Source organism: Brevibacterium sp., assembly GCF_052105255.1.
GTDB classification, from domain to species: domain Bacteria; phylum Actinomycetota; class Actinomycetes; order Actinomycetales; family Brevibacteriaceae; genus Brevibacterium; species Brevibacterium linens_B.
This window is the reverse complement of sequence record NZ_JBQDYQ010000020.1, coordinates 1-15764: the sequence shown is the minus strand read 5'-3', so window position 1 is coordinate 15764 and position 15764 is coordinate 1. Positions and strand designations below refer to the sequence as shown.

The window sequence follows — 15764 nt, the reverse complement described above, 5'->3', positions numbered from 1 at the left end:
CCCCCTCGCTGTAGCCCGTCCCGGTCGTGCCTGTGGCCAGCCTGTGCGATTGGCCTCAAGCCGCAGGCAGGCGCAGCTCGAAGGTCGTACCCGCGTCCGTGCTCGACATCGAGATGCCGCCGCGCATGAGTTCGACGAGTCCGGCGGCGATCGACAGTCCCAGCCCCGAGGAACCTCCCTTGGCTCCGTCCTGCCGTGTCCGCGAGGGGTCTCCACGCACGAAGCGGTCGAAGACTCGGTCCCGGATCTCGGGCGGAATGCCCTGACCATCGTCGCTGATGCGGATCGCCACGACATCGCTGGGCAGCTGGCCGGAGACCGGTTTCCGGGTCGCCAGTGCCTCGACGTGCACGTTGGTGCCGGGCGGCGTGTGCACGCAGGCGTTCGTGAGCACGATCGACACGACCCGGCGGACCTGATCGGCTGCTCCGCGCACCTCGAGGGCCTCCGGGGGGACATCGAGGGAGATCGCATGGTCGGGATTGACCACATGGACATCCTCGACGAGTTCGACGAGCAGTGAGGAGACGTCGACGGTGTCCTCTCTCGTCGGCTGGCGGCCGGCTTCGAGCCGAGCGAGGAGAAGGAGATCATCGACGAGGGACGACATCCGCATCGCTCCGGAATCGATCTTGCCCAAGGAGGTGGTCACCTCGGCGGGCAGAGCATCACGGTACGGGCGGGTGAGGTCGGCCCAACCGCGGATCGTCGCGATCGGAGTGCGCAGCTCATGGGAGGCGTCGGCAACGAAGCGGCGCATCTGCTCCGTGCCGCGGTAGCGCTCCTCGAGGGCGGATCCGACATGGTCGAGCATCCGGTTGACCGAGGCTCCCACATCGCCGACCTCCGTGCCCGGCACCGCGAGCTCGGCGGGAACCCGCAGGGCGAGCTCGGGTTTGCCGGCACTCAGCTCGAGGTCGGTGACCTCCCTGGCAGTGCGCGCGACGTCGCGCAGGTCCCGCAGCTGGCGATGGATGATCACGGCCATGAGCGCGGCCGTGGCGATGACGCCGAAGAGGACGACGAACGCGGTCGTCCACGCCGTGCGCTCGAGCGCGGAATCGACGTTGCCCTGCGGGACGCCGTAGACAGTGGTGGTTCCGCCGTCGTCGAAGGCCACGACCCGGTAGGCGCCGAACCCGGGCACCCGCACGGACTCATGGGCGGACGAGGCGCCGCCGGGTTCGACCTCGAGCAGGGCGTCGATCGCTTCTGCGGACAGCGCGCGCGGACGGGTCAGTCCCGCCTCGGCGATGAGTCCCTCTCCCCCGTCACCGGAATCAACGACGACGAGAGCTCCGTCGCCGACCCCCGGCTGGAAGAGATAGCGCAGAGCCGAATCGACCGCCGCCGCCGAGTCGTCGCCCCCACCGGAGGTGCCCGTGTTGCCGCTCGCCCCGGGGCCCGCGCCGGGGCCGTCTCCCGAACGTGCATGCGAGGTCATCGATGTCAGTTGGGCGTCGAGGTCGGTCATCAGCGAACCGCGCACGCTCAGCCAGGAGGCGGTGCCGATTCCGGCGCCGACGAGGAGGAGGACGAGTCCGGCGAGGACGATGAGCCTCGTCTGCAGCCGCCACCGGCGCAGCGTCACTGTTCCGCCCGCATGATGTAGCCGGCCCCGCGCTTGGTGTGGAAGAGGTTCGGCAGGTCGGGGAACGGGGTGTCGATCTTCTTCCGCAGGTAGGAGACGTAGAGTTCGACGATGTTGCCGTTGCCGCCGAAGTCGTAGTCCCACACGCGATCGAGGATCTGGGCCTTCGACAGCACCACCCGCGGGTTGCGCATGAACAGCAGCAGCACCTCGTATTCGCGTGCCGTCAGCTCGATCGGATGACCGGCGCGGGTGACCTCGTGGGAGCGTTCGTCGAGTTCGAGGTCACCCACGCGCAGCACGTCATCCTCATCGACTGGACCGTTCGAGATCCCCCGGCGCAGGCGCACCTCGATCCTGGCGATGACCTCGTCGAGGTTGAACGGCTTCGTCACGTAGTCGTCCCCGCCCAGCCGCAGACCCGTCAGCCGGTCGTCGACCTCGTCTCTGGCCGAGAGGAAGACCACCGGAGTGTCGATGCCCTCTCCCCTGACCTTCTCGATGACGGCGAAACCGTCGAGGTCGGGCAGCATCACGTCGAGGACGATCGCGTCGAAGTGCTCGCTGCGGGCCAGCGCCACTGCCTCGCGGCCCGTGCCGACTCCCTCGGCTTCCCACCCGCGAACCTGGCAGGCCATGACGAGGAGCTCGGCGAGGTTCGCTTCGTCGTCGACGATGAGGATGCGCGCCGGTGGATTCGCTGTCGGGTTCATAACTCGATTATCCCCTCAACCCGCACTGAGATCGTAGAGCGAAACGGAGTCGACGGTCGTCGCCTCGTAATTCGCCTCGACCCAGTCCGCGATCTGGGATGAGGCAGAGTCCGAGCCCCCGCCGGGACCTTGGCCGCCGGAACCCGATCCGATGTAGTAGTGGATCTTGCCTTCGGACACGAGCTGCTTGAACTCGGCGAGGGTCGGCGAAGGGTCGGTGCCGTTGAAGCCGCCGATCCCCATCACGGGTTCTTCGAGCGAGAGCTGGTATCCCGCCGCCTGGTTCGCCCCCGTCGTCGCCGCCACCCACGTGTAGTCCGCGGCATCCTGTTCGAGCAGCTGTGTGAGTTCGTCCGAGGGGTCGGAGGCGCCCAGCAGACCGCCCATTCCGCCTCCGCCGCCGGCGCCGCCGGGCATCCCACCGGTGCCGCCCCTGCCGGCTTCGGAATTGCCTGCCCCGCCGGGCGTGCCATCCGTGCCGCCGCCCGGCCCGGCTCCTCCGCCGGGCATTCCGCCACCGCCGGGTCCACCGCCCAGACCTGCGCTCGTGCCGGCGATCGTGACGATCGATCCCTGCGTCGTCCCGGCGATCGTGCGCACGGCCAGCTGAGCCGGAATCGCGGCGCTGCCGAGGACGGCCAGCGCGACGAGCACCGAGGCGAGCGCCGTGCCGAACCGCCGGTGCGCGGTGACGATGAGAACCAGAGCGCCGAGGATCGAGACGATGAGCACGCACCAGCGCAGGATGCTCGGAATCCCGGTCATCTCCGAGCTGATGATGAACTGCCACGCCCCGGTCAGGGCCCAAGCCACTGCCAGCAGCAGACGCGGGAGGAATCCGTCACGAGCGAGCAGCACCGCGACGGCGAGGCCGATGACGGCGGCGATCGCGGGAATGAGCGCGACCGTGTAGTACTCGTGGACGATCCCGTTCATATTCGACAGCACGAGCCACGTGACGATCAGCCACGCACCCCACATGAGCAGTCCCGCACCGAGGCTGCCCGTGCCGATTGCGCCGGACGCGCTCACCGCACGGCCGGTTCCCTGGTCACCGTCCGTGACGGTGGGAACACGGCGACGGCGGGCCACCTCGGCGAGGGTGAGGAGAACGATCGTCACGACCAGGAAGAACAAGGCGGTGGGCAGGAACCACGACGCCTGCTGGCCGAAGCTGCCGGTGAAGAGGCGGGTGATTCCCGTTTCGCCCCATCCGCCGCCCTGACCGCCGCCTCCTCCGCCGACGGACCCGGTCTCGTTGCCGGTCAGCCGTCCGAAGCCGTTGTAGCCGAAGGTGAGTTCGAGGAAGGAGTTCGACTGGGAGCCGCCGACGTAAGGGCGGGAGCCGGCGGGGGTGAGTTCGACGAGGGCGATCCACCAGCCGGCGCTGACGATCATCGACCCGAGCGGGACGAGCAGCCACAGCAGGCGACGGGGCCAGGAGGTGCGGGCGAAGAGCACCCAGGCCACAGCGAGGCCGGGGACGATGAGGAGGACCTGGAACTGTTTGGTCAGGAAGCCCAGCCCGAGGCAGACCCCGGCGAGGACGAGCCAGCCGACGATGCGGCGGGCCGAGCGTCGCCGGCGGGCCTCGGTGAGCGTGCGCAGGGCGTGCTGGGTCGCGACGACCGCACCGATCATCAGAGTCACCAGCAGCGCGTCCGGGTTGTTGAACCGGAACATCATCGCCACGACCGGGGAGACGGCGAAGATCGCACCGGCACCCAGCGCGGCGGCCTTCTCAAGCCCCGGACCGACATGGGGCCGCAGGCTCAGCCGCAGCGAATGGACGACGAGGAGCACGCTCACCCCGGCCAGGAGGACCTGGGGCAGCAGCATCGAGAACGATGAGAAGCCGAAGACTCGGGCGCTCAGGGCCATCAGCCACAGGGAGGCCGGGGGTTTGTCGACGGTGATCGCGTTCGCCGAGTCGAGCGAGCCGAAGAGGAACGCCTCCCAGTTCTCCGATCCGGCCTGCACGGCCGCCGCATAGAAGGAGTTCGCCCAGCCGTTGGCCGTGAGGTTGAAGAGGAAGGCCGCGATCGTGCCGAGTGTGAGCACGGTGAGCGTGATCGGGTACCAGTGCCGTCGCAGTCCGCGGCTGCGGGCATATCGGGTGGGGGTCTCAGACATGGTCGATGTCCTTCTCGTTCGAGTTTGCCGTTCCGGCTGCAGCAGGCGTGGTCGCGCGGTGGGCGCTGTGGTGGGAACCACGGGCGAAGACCCATGTGCGCATGAGCACGAACCGGACCACAGTGGCGGCGAGGTTCGCCGCCGTCAGCACGGCGAGGGTGCCGACGGTCGCCCACGGCCCGGTGAATCCGTCAGCGACGACCAGGCCCGCCGAGGTGAAGGCCAGGCACAGGCCGAAGGCCGCCAAGCCCTTCACCTGGGAGGTCAGGCGGCGGTGCGGAGATCTCGCTCCGAATGTGTGTCCCCGGTTGAGAGCCGTGTTCGCAATCGTCGAAAGGAGCAGCGCAAGCATGTTCGCCGCGGGTTCCGAGACGAATTGGATGCCGAGGAGGAACAGCACGGCGTAGAGCACGGTGCTGATGATCCCGACGTCGATGAAGTGGAGGATCTGAGCTCCGGTGTTCGGTGCGGGGACGGTGTGACTGACCCGGGTGGGTCCGCCGGTGAGCAGCCGGACGATGCCCTTGATGTCCTTCCACGCCGTGCTGACCACGTCGACTGAGGAGTCCGGGTCGTCCGTCCAGTCCGTGCCGAACTCGTGGATGCGGTACCCGGCCCACTCGGCGCGAGCGAGCAGCTCAGTGTCGAAGAACCACTCGGAATCCTCGACCTGCGGCAGCAGTTCCTTCGCTGCCCGTGCCGACAGCGCTTTGAAACCGCATTGGGCGTCGCTGAACCCGACTCCGAGGCTGAGCTTGAGCAGTCGGTTGTAGCAGCGGGAGATGATCTCGCGTCTGATCCCGCGTTCGACCGCCACACCGAGCTGCAGGCGCGAGGCGATGGCGACATCGGCCAGCCCCGACCGGATGATCTCGACCATCGGGTCGAGGACGCGGATGTCTGTGGCCAGATCCACGTCCGTGTAGGCGACGACGTCCGCCGACGAGGCCTGCCACACCTGGTTCAATGCGCGACCGCGGCCCTTCTGTTCGAGGCGGACGTACTCGACCTGCGGATGCGTCGCCGCCAGGGTCGCGGCGATGATCGCAGTCTCATCGGTGCTCGCATTGTCGGCGATGATGATCGTGACCTCGGTGCCGCGGGCGGGTTCGACGGCCAAGAGGGTCTCGATCGAGGCGGCCAGCGAGGCCTCCTCGTTGTACACCGGGACGACGAGGTCGACAGTCGTGGTCGGTCGGATGGTCGTGTCTGCTGTCTGCGTCTCCGGCTGCCGCCAGGCGCTGCTCTCATGTCTCATGCCCTCCACATTCGCTGCGGTCGATAGGCCCAGCATTGGTCGAAGCTGTGGCCCTGCTGTGGAGTCCTCGTCACGACAGTCCTCCCTGCTCGCAGATGTGAAGACCGCTACACTGGGCACCATGGCCGACGACGATTCCCCTCCTCCTCAGCGGCGCATCCGCGCCTCCGACCAGGACCGCGACGATGTCCTCTCAGTGATCACCGATGCCGTGACGAACGGCCGCCTCGATCCCGAGGAGACGACGCAGCGACAGGATGACGCCATCGGAGCGAAATTCCTCGACGAGCTCATCCCCCTCATCGACGACCTGCCCGAAGGAGACTCGCTCCACCGGAGGCTCGCCCGCCAGACCGGCCGGACACCTGGTCCCACAGATCCGGGGTCCCAGCTGCAGCGGCGCGGACCTGGCGCACTCTCCCCAGCTGCGGAACCGGGATCGGCCTCGCCGATGAACTCCGTGGCCATCATGTCCGGACGTCAGCTCGACGTACCTCCCGGCACCGCCGAGGTCACCACCTACGCCCTCATGGGCGGAGACGACATCGACCTGTGCGAAGTCATGGGTCCCGGAGTGACCGTCGAACTGAACTCATATGCGATGTGGGCCGGCAACGACATCTGGGTGCCCCCGGGAGTGCGCATCCGCGACGAGACCATCAACATCATGGCGGGCAACGAAGTCCGCCGATCCGCGCAGGGTGACGGGTCCAACGGGACCGTGATCCTCAAGGGCTTCTCCCTCATGGCCGGACATGACGTCCGGCTCGCCAAAGGCTATCGAGCAAAGGATCAGGGTCAACTGGAATGAAGATCGGTGTACTCACCTCGGGAGGTGACTGCCCGGGCCTCAACGCTGTCATCCGCGGCATCGTCCGCAAAGGCATCCGCGCCTATGACGCGGAGTTCGTCGGCATTCGCGACGGCTGGCGGGGTCTGCTCGACGACGACATGGTCGATATGACCATGCTCGACGTGCGCGGACTGTCCGGACGCGGGGGAACCATCCTCGGCACCTCCCGCACCCACCCCTATGAGGACGGCGGACCCGAGCGGATGCGGGAGGTCATGGCCGCCCACGGCATCGATTCGCTCATCGCCATCGGCGGCGAAGGCACCCTGGCCGGCGCCTCACGTCTGGTCCATGAAGAGGGCCTGCACATCGTCGGCGTGCCCAAGACCATCGACAACGACCTCGGCAACACGGATTACACTTTCGGCTTCGACACCGCACAGTCCATCGCCACCGAGGCCATCGACCGACTTCGCACCACCGCAGAGTCCCACCACCGCTGCATGGTCATCGAGGTCATGGGACGCAATGTCGGATGGATCGCGCTGCACGCCGGCATGGCCGCAGGCGCACACGCGATCCTCATGCCCGAGTTCCCCGTCTCCTTCGAACAGATCTCGGACTGGGTGCGCTCGGCCAGGGACCGTGGGCGCGCACCTATCGTCGTCGTCGCCGAAGGGTTCACCCCCGAAGGATTCGACTCACAGGTCGCCGACCACGGCGTCGACAACAAGGGACGGGTCCGCCTCGGCGGGATCGCGAACTACCTGGCCCCGAAGATCGAGGAGATCACCGGCATCGAATCTCGGGCGACGATCCTCGGACACCTGCAGCGAGGCGGCTCCCCCACCGCGTACGACCGGGTCCTGTCGACCCGGTTGGGCATGGCGGCAGCCGACCTCGCCCAGCACGGCCACTGGGGCAAGATGGCCAGCCTCAAGGGCACGGACATCGTCTCGGTCGAGATGTCATCGGCCGTCGACAGCCTCAAGTCCGTGCCGCTGCATCGCTGGGAAGAGGCACAGGTGCTCTTCGGCTGAGTGATTGCGAGAGCTTCACCGAGAAACGGGTGGAGTGTCGAGACTCGGGCGCACACCCGTGTTTCGACACTCAGCCCGTTTCTCGCTGTCGCAGCGTGAATGACGAGAGGGGCATCCACCGTGTGGTGGATGCCCCTCATCGCGTGCCTCTCTCAGACGCTGCGACTCAGCCGTTCAGTCTCAGCTGAACGCACCGTAGTCGTAGTCCTCCAGCGGGATGGCGGAACCGGAATCGGCGCCGACGCCCGCGTAGAAGTCGCCGTAGCTGTTGGTGAACATCTCGGCCTTGGCCTCTTCGGTCGGCTCCACCACGAGGTTGCGGTGAGTCTGCAGGCCGGTGCCGGCAGGGATGAGCTTACCGAGGATGACGTTCTCCTTCAGTCCCATGAGCGTGTCGGACTTGCCTTCCATGGCCGCCTCGGTGAGGACGCGGGTGGTCTCCTGGAAGGACGCGGCCGACAGCCACGACTCGGTGGCCAGCGAAGCCTTCGTGATGCCCATCAGCTCGTCACGAGCCGAGGCCGGCTGGCCGCCTTCGGCGACCACACGACGGTTCTCCGCCTGGTAGCGGCCGCGGTCGACGAGCTCACCGGGCAGCAGGTTCGTGTCACCCGACTCGATCACGGTCACGCGACGCAGCATCTGCCGCACGATGACCTCGATGTGCTTGTCGTGGATGCCCACGCCCTGCGAACGGTAGACCTTCTGAACCTCCTCGACGAGGAAGCGCTCGGCCTCACGGCGACCACGGATACGCAGCACCTGCTTCGGATCGACGGCACCGACGATGAGCTGCTCTCCGGCCTTGACGTGCTGGCCGTCCTCGACCATGAGACGGGCACGCTTGGACACTGCGTGCTCGATCTCCTCGCTGCCGTCATCGGGGGTAATGATGACGAAGCGGGTCTTGCGGCTGTCGTCGATCTTCGCCCGTCCGGTCGCCTCGGCGATGGGGGCGAAGCCCTTCGGTGTGCGAGCTTCGAAGAGCTCGGTCACACGCGGCAGACCCTGCGTGATATCACCGGTCGAAGCGGCGGCACCACCGGTGTGGAACGTACGCATCGTCAGCTGGGTACCGGGCTCACCGATCGACTGGGCAGCGACGGTGCCGATGGCCTCGCCGATGTCGACGAGCTGACCGGTCGCCATCGAGCGACCGTAGTGCTCGGCGGAGATCTGCGCATCGGAATCGGCTGTCAGCACAGAGTGGACCTTGAGCTCCTCGATGCCGTTGGCCACGAGCATATCCACCACAGCGCCGGTGACATCGGACTTCGCCGGCAGGAGCACATTGCCCTCGGCGTCCGTGACATCGGAGACGGTGAGTCGACCGTAGACGCTGGTCTCGGCGTACTCGTGCGGAACCAGGTTACCCTCGTGGTCGCGTTCGGCGATCGGCAGGGTGATGCCCTTGTTCGACTCGGCCTCTGCGGCACGGATGATGACATCCTGCGACACATCGACGAGACGACGGGTGAGGTAACCGGAGTCAGCGGTACGCAGAGCGGTATCGGCCAGACCCTTACGAGCACCGTGCGAGGCGATGAAGTACTCGAGCACGGCGAGTCCCTCACGGTAGTTCGACACGATCGGACGCGGGATGATCTCACCCTGCGGGTTCGTCACCAGACCACGCATACCGGCCAGCTGACGCACCTGCATCCAGTTGCCGGATGCGCCGGACTCGACCAGGCGCAGCACCGAGTTCTCCGCGGGGAAGTTCGTGCGCATGATCTGGTCGACCTTCTCGGTCGTCTCAGTCCACAGCTTGACGAGCTCGTTGCGACGCTCGTCGTCGGTCAGTGCACCGAGTTCGTACTGCTGCTGAACCTTCGTGTCGATGACTTCGGCATCGTCGATGATCTCGGTCTTCGCCTCGGGTGAGACGACGTCCGACATTGCGATGGTGATGCCGGAGCGGGTAGCCCAGTGGAAGCCGCCGGCCTTGAAGTTGTCCAGCGTGTGTGCGACCTCGACCTTCGGGTATTCCTCGGCCAGGTGGTTGACGATCCGGCTCAGGGCCTTCTTGTCGATCGTCGAGTTCACGAAGGCGTAGTCGGCAGGCAGGTACTCGTTGAACGTCGCGCGACCGAGAGTGGTCTGCACGTCCAGCGGGTCTCCGGCCTCCCAGCCCTCGGGAAGATCCATGTCCGCGCTGGGAACGACGTCTTCCAGGCGGATGGTGATCGGCGAGCCCAGGTCGAGCTCTCCGTGGTCGAAGGCCATGATGGCTTCGCCCATTCCGGAGAACGCGCGTCCTTCGCCGGGCAGTCCCTTGCGCTCGGAGGTGAGGTGGAACAGACCGATGATCATATCCTGCGAAGGCATGGTCACGGGCTTGCCGTCCGAGGGCTTGAGGATGTTGTTGGCCGAGAGCATGAGGATGCGGGCCTCGGCCTGCGCCTCGGGGCTCAGCGGCAGGTGCACAGCCATCTGGTCACCGTCGAAGTCAGCGTTGAAAGCCGAGCAGACGAGCGGGTGCAGCTGGATGGCCTTACCCTCGATGAGCTGCGGCTCGAACGCCTGGATGCCCAGGCGGTGCAGGGTCGGTGCACGGTTGAGCAGCACCGGGTGTTCGGTGATGACCTCTTCGAGGACGTCCCACACCTGCGGATGCTGACGCTCGACCATGCGCTTGGCCGACTTGATGTTCTGAGCGTGGTTGAGATCGACCAGACGCTTCATCACGAAGGGCTTGAACAGCTCCAGCGCCATGGTCTTGGGCAGACCGCACTGGTGCAGGTGCAGCTGCGGACCGACGACGATGACCGAACGGCCCGAGTAGTCCACACGCTTACCGAGCAGGTTCTGACGGAAACGTCCCTGCTTGCCCTTGAGCATGTCCGACAGCGACTTGAGCGGGCGGTTGCCCGGTCCGGTCACCGGGCGTCCGCGACGTCCGTTGTCGAACAGCGAGTCCACGGCCTCCTGCAGCATCCGCTTCTCGTTGTTGACGATGATCTCGGGAGCACCGAGGTCGAGCAGACGCTTGAGGCGGTTGTTGCGGTTGATGACACGACGGTAGAGGTCGTTGAGGTCCGAGGTCGCGAAGCGTCCACCGTCGAGCTGGACCATCGGGCGCAGCTCCGGCGGGATCACCGGGACGACGTCGAGGACCATGCCCTCGGGGTTGTTGTCGGTGGTCAGGAACGCGTTGACGACCTTGAGCCGCTTGAGTGCACGGGTCTTGCGCTGTCCCTTGCCGGTGGCGATGAGCTCACGCAGCTTCTCCGCTTCGCCTTCGAGATCGAAGTCGATGAGGCGCTTCTGGATCGCCTCGGCGCCCATGGCACCGGTGAAGTACAGGCCGAAGCGGTGGAACATCTCGCGGTACAGGCTCTCGTCACCTTCGAGGTCGTTGACCTTGAGGTTCTTGAACCGATCCCACACCTGCTCGATACGGTCGACCTCGCGGTCGGCGTTCTTGCGCAGCTTGTCCATTTCCTTCTCGGCGGTGTCGCGCAGCTTCTTCTTGGCCTGGGCGGTTCCGCCTTCGGCCTCGAGCGCGGCGAGATCCTCTTCGAGCTTCTTGGCACGACGGTCGATGTCAGCGTCACGGCGGGTGCCGATCTGCTGCTTCTCGACGTCGATCTTGTTCTGCAGGCTCGGCAGATCACGGTGACGGGAATCCTCGTCGACCGAGGTGATCATGTAGGCCGCGAAGTAGATGACCTTCTCGAGGTCCTTCGGAGCCAGGTCCAGCAGGTAGCCCAGACGAGAGGGCACACCCTTGAAGTACCAGATATGGGTCACGGGAGCGGCGAGCTCGAGGTGGCCCATCCGCTCACGACGCACCTTGGCACGGGTCACCTCGACGCCGCAGCGTTCGCAGATGATGCCCTTGAAGCGGACTCGCTTGTACTTTCCGCAGGCGCACTCCCAGTCACGGGTGGGGCCGAAGATCTTCTCGCAGAAGAGTCCGTCCTTCTCCGGCTTCAGGGTGCGGTAGTTGATGGTCTCAGGCTTTTTCACCTCACCGTGTGACCAGCCGCGGATGTTCTCCGTGGTGGCAAGACCGATGCGCAGTTCATCAAAGAAATTGACGTCAGGCACGTAAATCCTCTTTCCTGGCGATGAACGAATCGTTCATCAAAAAGTTGTGTCGGTTGAAGTGGAAGTCCTCAGACTTCTTCTACGGTTTGTGCTTCGCGGCGGGAGAGGTCGATGCCGAGCTCTTCGGCTGCGCGGTAGACTTCGTCCTCCGACTCGCCCATCTCGACATGGCCTCCGTCGGAAGACAGGACTTCGACGTTGAGGCACAGGGACTGCATCTCCTTGATGAGGACCTTGAACGACTCCGGGATTCCCGGGTCGGGCAGGTTCTCACCCTTGACGATGGCTTCGTAGACCTTCACACGGCCGGGGATGTCATCGGACTTGATCGTCAGAAGCTCCTGCAGGGTGTAGGCGGCGCCGTAGGCCTCGAGGGCCCAGACTTCCATCTCACCGAAGCGCTGACCACCGAACTGCGCCTTACCACCGAGCGGCTGCTGGGTGATCATCGAGTACGGTCCGGTCGAACGCGCGTGGATCTTGTCGTCGACGAGGTGGTGGAGCTTGAGCATGTACATGTAGCCGACCGAGATCGGGTACGGGAACGGCTCACCGGAGCGGCCGTCGAACAGCTGAGCCTTGCCCGAGGAGTCGATGAGGCGGTCCCCATCGCGGTTCGGGGTCGTCGAATCCAGCAGTCCGCGCAGCTCCTGCTCGTGCGCACCGTCGAAGACCGGGGTGGCCAGGTTGGTGCCGGCCTCGGCTTCGCGAGCGGCATCGGGCAGCTCGGCAGCCCACTCGGGGTTGCCCTCGATCTTCCAGCCCTGCTTCGAGATCCATCCGAGGTGGACTTCGAAGACCTGACCGATGTTCATACGGCGGGGAACACCGTGCGGGTTGAGGATGACGTCGACGGGGGTGCCGTCGGCGAGGAACGGCATGTCCTCGACCGGCAGGATCGTCGAGATGACGCCCTTGTTTCCGTGACGGCCGGCCATCTTGTCGCCGATGGTGATCTTGCGGCGCTGGGCCACGTAGACGCGGACCATCTGGTTGACGCCGGGCGAGAGCTCGTCGTCGTCCTCACGGTCAAAGACGCGGACACCGATGACGGTGCCGATCTCGCCGTGGGGAACGCGCAGCGAGGTGTCGCGGACCTCACGGGACTTCTCACCGAAGATCGCGCGCAGCAGGCGCTCTTCCGGGGTCAGCTCGGTCTCACCCTTCGGGGTGACCTTGCCGACGAGGATGTCACCGTCGGTGACCTCGGCGCCGATGCGGATGATTCCGCGATCGTCGAGATCGGCCAGAGCGTCGGGCGAGATGTTCGGGATGTCCCGAGTGATCTCTTCGGCACCGAGCTTGGTGTCGCGCGCATCGACCTCGTGCTCCTCGATGTGGATCGAAGAGAGCACATCGTCCTGAACGAGACGCTGCGAGAGGATGATCGCATCCTCGTAGTTGTAGCCTTCCCAGGACATGAACGCCACGAGGAGGTTCTTGCCCAGAGCCATCTCGCCGTTCTCGGTGGACGGCCCGTCGGCGAGGACGGTTCCGGCCTCGACGCGGTCGCCTTCGTCGACGAGGATGCGCTGGTTGTACGAGGTGCCGTGGTTCGACCGCTTGAACTTCGCCGCCTTGTAGGTCAGCTGGGTTCCGTCGTCGGCGAGCACGGTGACGTAGTCGGCCGAGACCTCGGTGATGACACCGGACTTCTCAGCGGTGATGACATCGCCGGCGTCGACGGCGGCACGGTATTCCATGCCGGTGCCCACGACCGGGGATTCGGCCATCACCAGCGGCACGGCCTGACGCTGCATGTTCGCACCCATGAGGGCGCGGTTGGCGTCGTCGTGCTCGAGGAACGGAATCAGAGCCGAAGCCACAGACACCATCTGACGTGCGGAGACGTCCATGAAGTCGATCTGGTCGTGCTGGACCAGCTCTGCCTCACCGCCGCCGCCCTTCGGACGGGCCAGGACCTCGACCTCGGCGAAACGCTGGTGGTCGGTCAGCGGTGCGTTGGCCTGGGCGATGTTGAACTCGAGTTCGTCATCGGCGGTCAGGTACTGCGTCTCATCGGTCACGACACCGTCGACGACCTTGCGGTAAGGCGTCTCGATGAAGCCGAAGGGGTTGATGCGGGCGTAGGACGCCAGCGAACCGATCAGACCGATGTTCGGACCTTCGGGGGTCTCGATCGGGCACATGCGGCCGTAGTGCGAGGGGTGCACGTCACGGACTTCCATGGCGGCACGGTCACGCGAGAGACCGCCGGGTCCCAGTGCGGAGAGACGGCGCTTGTGGGTCAGACCCGCGAGCGGGTTGTTCTGATCCATGAACTGCGAGAGCTGCGAGGTGCCGAAGAACTCCTTGATCGCGGCCACCACGGGGCGGATGTTGATCAGGGTCTGCGGGGTGATCGCCTCGACGTCCTGAGTGGTCATGCGCTCACGCACGACGCGTTCCATCCGGGACAGACCGGTGCGGATCTGGTTCTCGATGAGCTCGCCGACGGCACGGATGCGGCGGTTGCCGAAGTGATCGATGTCGTCGAGCTTGACGCTGATCTCGACCTCTTCGCCGTCGCGGGTGCCCTTGGCCGTGTCCACTCCGGCGTGCAGAGACACGAGGTAGCGAATGGTGGCCACGACGTCCTCGGTGGAGAGCACCGAGTCCGACAGCGGGGCTTCGACGCCGAGCTTGCGGTTGACCTTGTAGCGGCCGACCTTGGCCAGGTCGTAGCGCTTCGGGTTGAAGTACAGGTTGTTGAGCAGGTTGCGAGCGGCCTCAGCGGTCGCGGGCTCTGCCGGGCGCAGCTTCTTGTAGATGTCGAGCAGCGCTTCGTCCTGCGTGGTGACGGTGTCCTTGGCCATCGTCTCGCGGATCGATTCGAACTCGCCGAACTCTTCGAGGATCTTCGCTTCGGACCAGCCGAGGGCCTTGAGCAGAACCGTCACGGACTGCTTGCGCTTGCGGTCGAGGCGAACACCGACCTGGTCGCGCTTGTCGACCTCGAACTCCAGCCAGGCACCGCGGGACGGGATGATCTTCGCGGTGAAGATGTCCTTGTCCGTGGTCTTGTCGACGCTGGATTCGAAGTAGGCGCCGGGCGAACGCACGAGCTGGGAGACGACGACGCGCTCGGTGCCGTTGACGATGAACGTGCCCTTGTCGGTCATGAGGGGGAAGTCACCCATGAACACGGTCTGGCTCTTGATCTCGCCCGTGTTGTTGTTCATGAACTCGGCGGTGACGTACAGCGGCGCCGAGTAGGTCATATCGCGTTCCTTGCACTCATCGATCGAGTACTTGGGAGCTTCGAACCGGTGCTCGCGGAACGACAGCGACATGGATCCGCCGAAGTCTTCGATCGGCGAGATCTCTTCGAAGATGTCTTCGAGTCCCGAGGTGGTTGCGACTGAGTCGTCCCCGATCTCGATGGCCTCGGCGACGCGGTCCTGCCACGCCTCCGATCCGATCAGCCAATCGAAGCTGTCCGTCTGCAGACCGAGCAGATCGGGAACCTCGAGGGGCTCGCGAATCTTCGCGAAGGAAATTCTCTTGGGGGGATTAGCGGTCCTGGTGTTGTCGTTGGCGGCGGCCAATTGGTTCCTTCCGAGTGCTTCACCATCTGATACTTCGTCTGCCCACTCGCTCCGGCGACGTCCACGGGGTGTGTCAAATTTCGACTCCCGGCGTCGGCATGGTTCACTTGAGTGGAAATGCTGTGCCCACCGCTATATGAAGGCACACCACAGGCAGAACGATGCAAATATCAAGCTTATAGCATCAGGTCAAGCCTGGCAAGACGGACGGTTTCAGGGCACATTCTTCGAATACAGTCCCACCCATGCCCAGGTGCCGAATCCCGCCTGATCGGAGATCGCCAGCATCCACGAGTTCTCCACGGCGTTCCAGGTGTACACGCGCTCGTCCGCCGAATGCTGCGCGAGGCTGCGGTGATTGGCGACCTTGAGCCGGGCACCGAGGCGGTGCCCCCGGTGCTCGCTGAGCACCGGGGTTCCTCCTTGCCAGCCCACGGTCGGCCTGTCGGCTGAGGACCCGACCTGTGTGTACCCCGCCGGTTCCCCGTCGAGGAGGGCGAGTGCCGTGGCCATGGATTCTCCCTTGGCCATCTTCTCTGCGTCGAGGGCCCTCACGTGCTCGCCGTCCCAGCTCTCCTCTCCCCCGTTACCTTTTAAGTAGCCCCATCATCCGTCAGGATAGAAGGGGTCGCTGG

Annotated in this window: 9 protein-coding genes; 2 read left to right on the top strand and 7 right to left on the bottom strand. The window is 65.5% G+C overall.

Annotated elements, in window-relative coordinates; genetic code table 11:
* Positions 1-55 precede the first annotated feature (55 nt).
* Genes ACTIIH_RS07595 through ACTIIH_RS07580 form a run of 4 tightly spaced genes read right to left on the bottom strand, consistent with a single transcriptional unit; the run spans position 56 to position 5695 of the window.
* The gene (locus ACTIIH_RS07595) at positions 56-1591 is read right to left on the bottom strand and encodes a sensor histidine kinase (RefSeq protein ID WP_441451321.1); all 1536 of its coding nucleotides are present in this window, start codon (positions 1589-1591) and stop codon (positions 56-58) included.
* Entirely contained in the window at positions 1588-2304 is a 717-nt protein-coding gene (locus tag ACTIIH_RS07590; RefSeq protein WP_101595971.1) for a response regulator transcription factor, read from the bottom strand. The genes ACTIIH_RS07595 and ACTIIH_RS07590 overlap by 4 nt, the downstream gene beginning before the upstream one ends.
* 15 nt (positions 2305-2319) lie before the next feature.
* Positions 2320-4437 carry an ArnT family glycosyltransferase gene (locus tag ACTIIH_RS07585; protein WP_441451320.1) on the bottom strand — a complete coding sequence of 706 codons (2118 nt, stop codon included), beginning with the start codon at positions 4435-4437 and terminating at the stop codon, positions 2320-2322.
* Complete coding sequence (locus tag ACTIIH_RS07580; protein WP_441090197.1) at positions 4430-5695, bottom strand: glycosyltransferase; 1266 nt, start codon at positions 5693-5695, stop codon at positions 4430-4432. Before ACTIIH_RS07580 ends, ACTIIH_RS07585 begins: the two co-directional genes overlap by 8 nt.
* Positions 5696-5816: 121 nt before the next feature.
* Between ACTIIH_RS07580 and ACTIIH_RS07575 the strand changes: the two genes are divergently transcribed.
* Both ACTIIH_RS07575 and ACTIIH_RS07570 read left to right on the top strand, forming a co-directional pair.
* Positions 5817-6506 (top strand): DUF1707 SHOCT-like domain-containing protein, encoded by a 690-nt coding sequence (locus tag ACTIIH_RS07575; RefSeq protein ID WP_441090198.1) that lies wholly within the window; start codon positions 5817-5819, stop codon positions 6504-6506.
* Complete coding sequence (locus tag ACTIIH_RS07570; RefSeq protein ID WP_441090199.1) at positions 6503-7528, top strand: ATP-dependent 6-phosphofructokinase; 1026 nt, start codon at positions 6503-6505, stop codon at positions 7526-7528. The genes ACTIIH_RS07575 and ACTIIH_RS07570 overlap by 4 nt, the downstream gene beginning before the upstream one ends.
* 180 nt (positions 7529-7708) lie before the next feature.
* On the opposite strand, the gene ACTIIH_RS07565 is transcribed toward ACTIIH_RS07570, so the two are convergent.
* From ACTIIH_RS07565 to ACTIIH_RS07555, 3 genes are all read right to left on the bottom strand, one after another.
* The gene (locus ACTIIH_RS07565) at positions 7709-11581 is read right to left on the bottom strand and encodes a DNA-directed RNA polymerase subunit beta' (RefSeq protein WP_441451319.1); all 3873 of its coding nucleotides are present in this window, start codon (positions 11579-11581) and stop codon (positions 7709-7711) included.
* A 68-nt stretch (positions 11582-11649) separates the two neighbouring features.
* On the bottom strand, positions 11650-15129 hold the full coding sequence (rpoB, locus tag ACTIIH_RS07560) for a DNA-directed RNA polymerase subunit beta (RefSeq protein ID WP_441451318.1): 3480 nt from the start codon (positions 15127-15129) through the stop codon (positions 11650-11652).
* Positions 15130-15342: 213 nt separating this feature from the next.
* The gene (locus ACTIIH_RS07555) at positions 15343-15684 is read right to left on the bottom strand and encodes a hypothetical protein (protein WP_441451317.1); all 342 of its coding nucleotides are present in this window, start codon (positions 15682-15684) and stop codon (positions 15343-15345) included.
* Between the last annotated feature and the right edge of the window lie 80 nt (positions 15685-15764).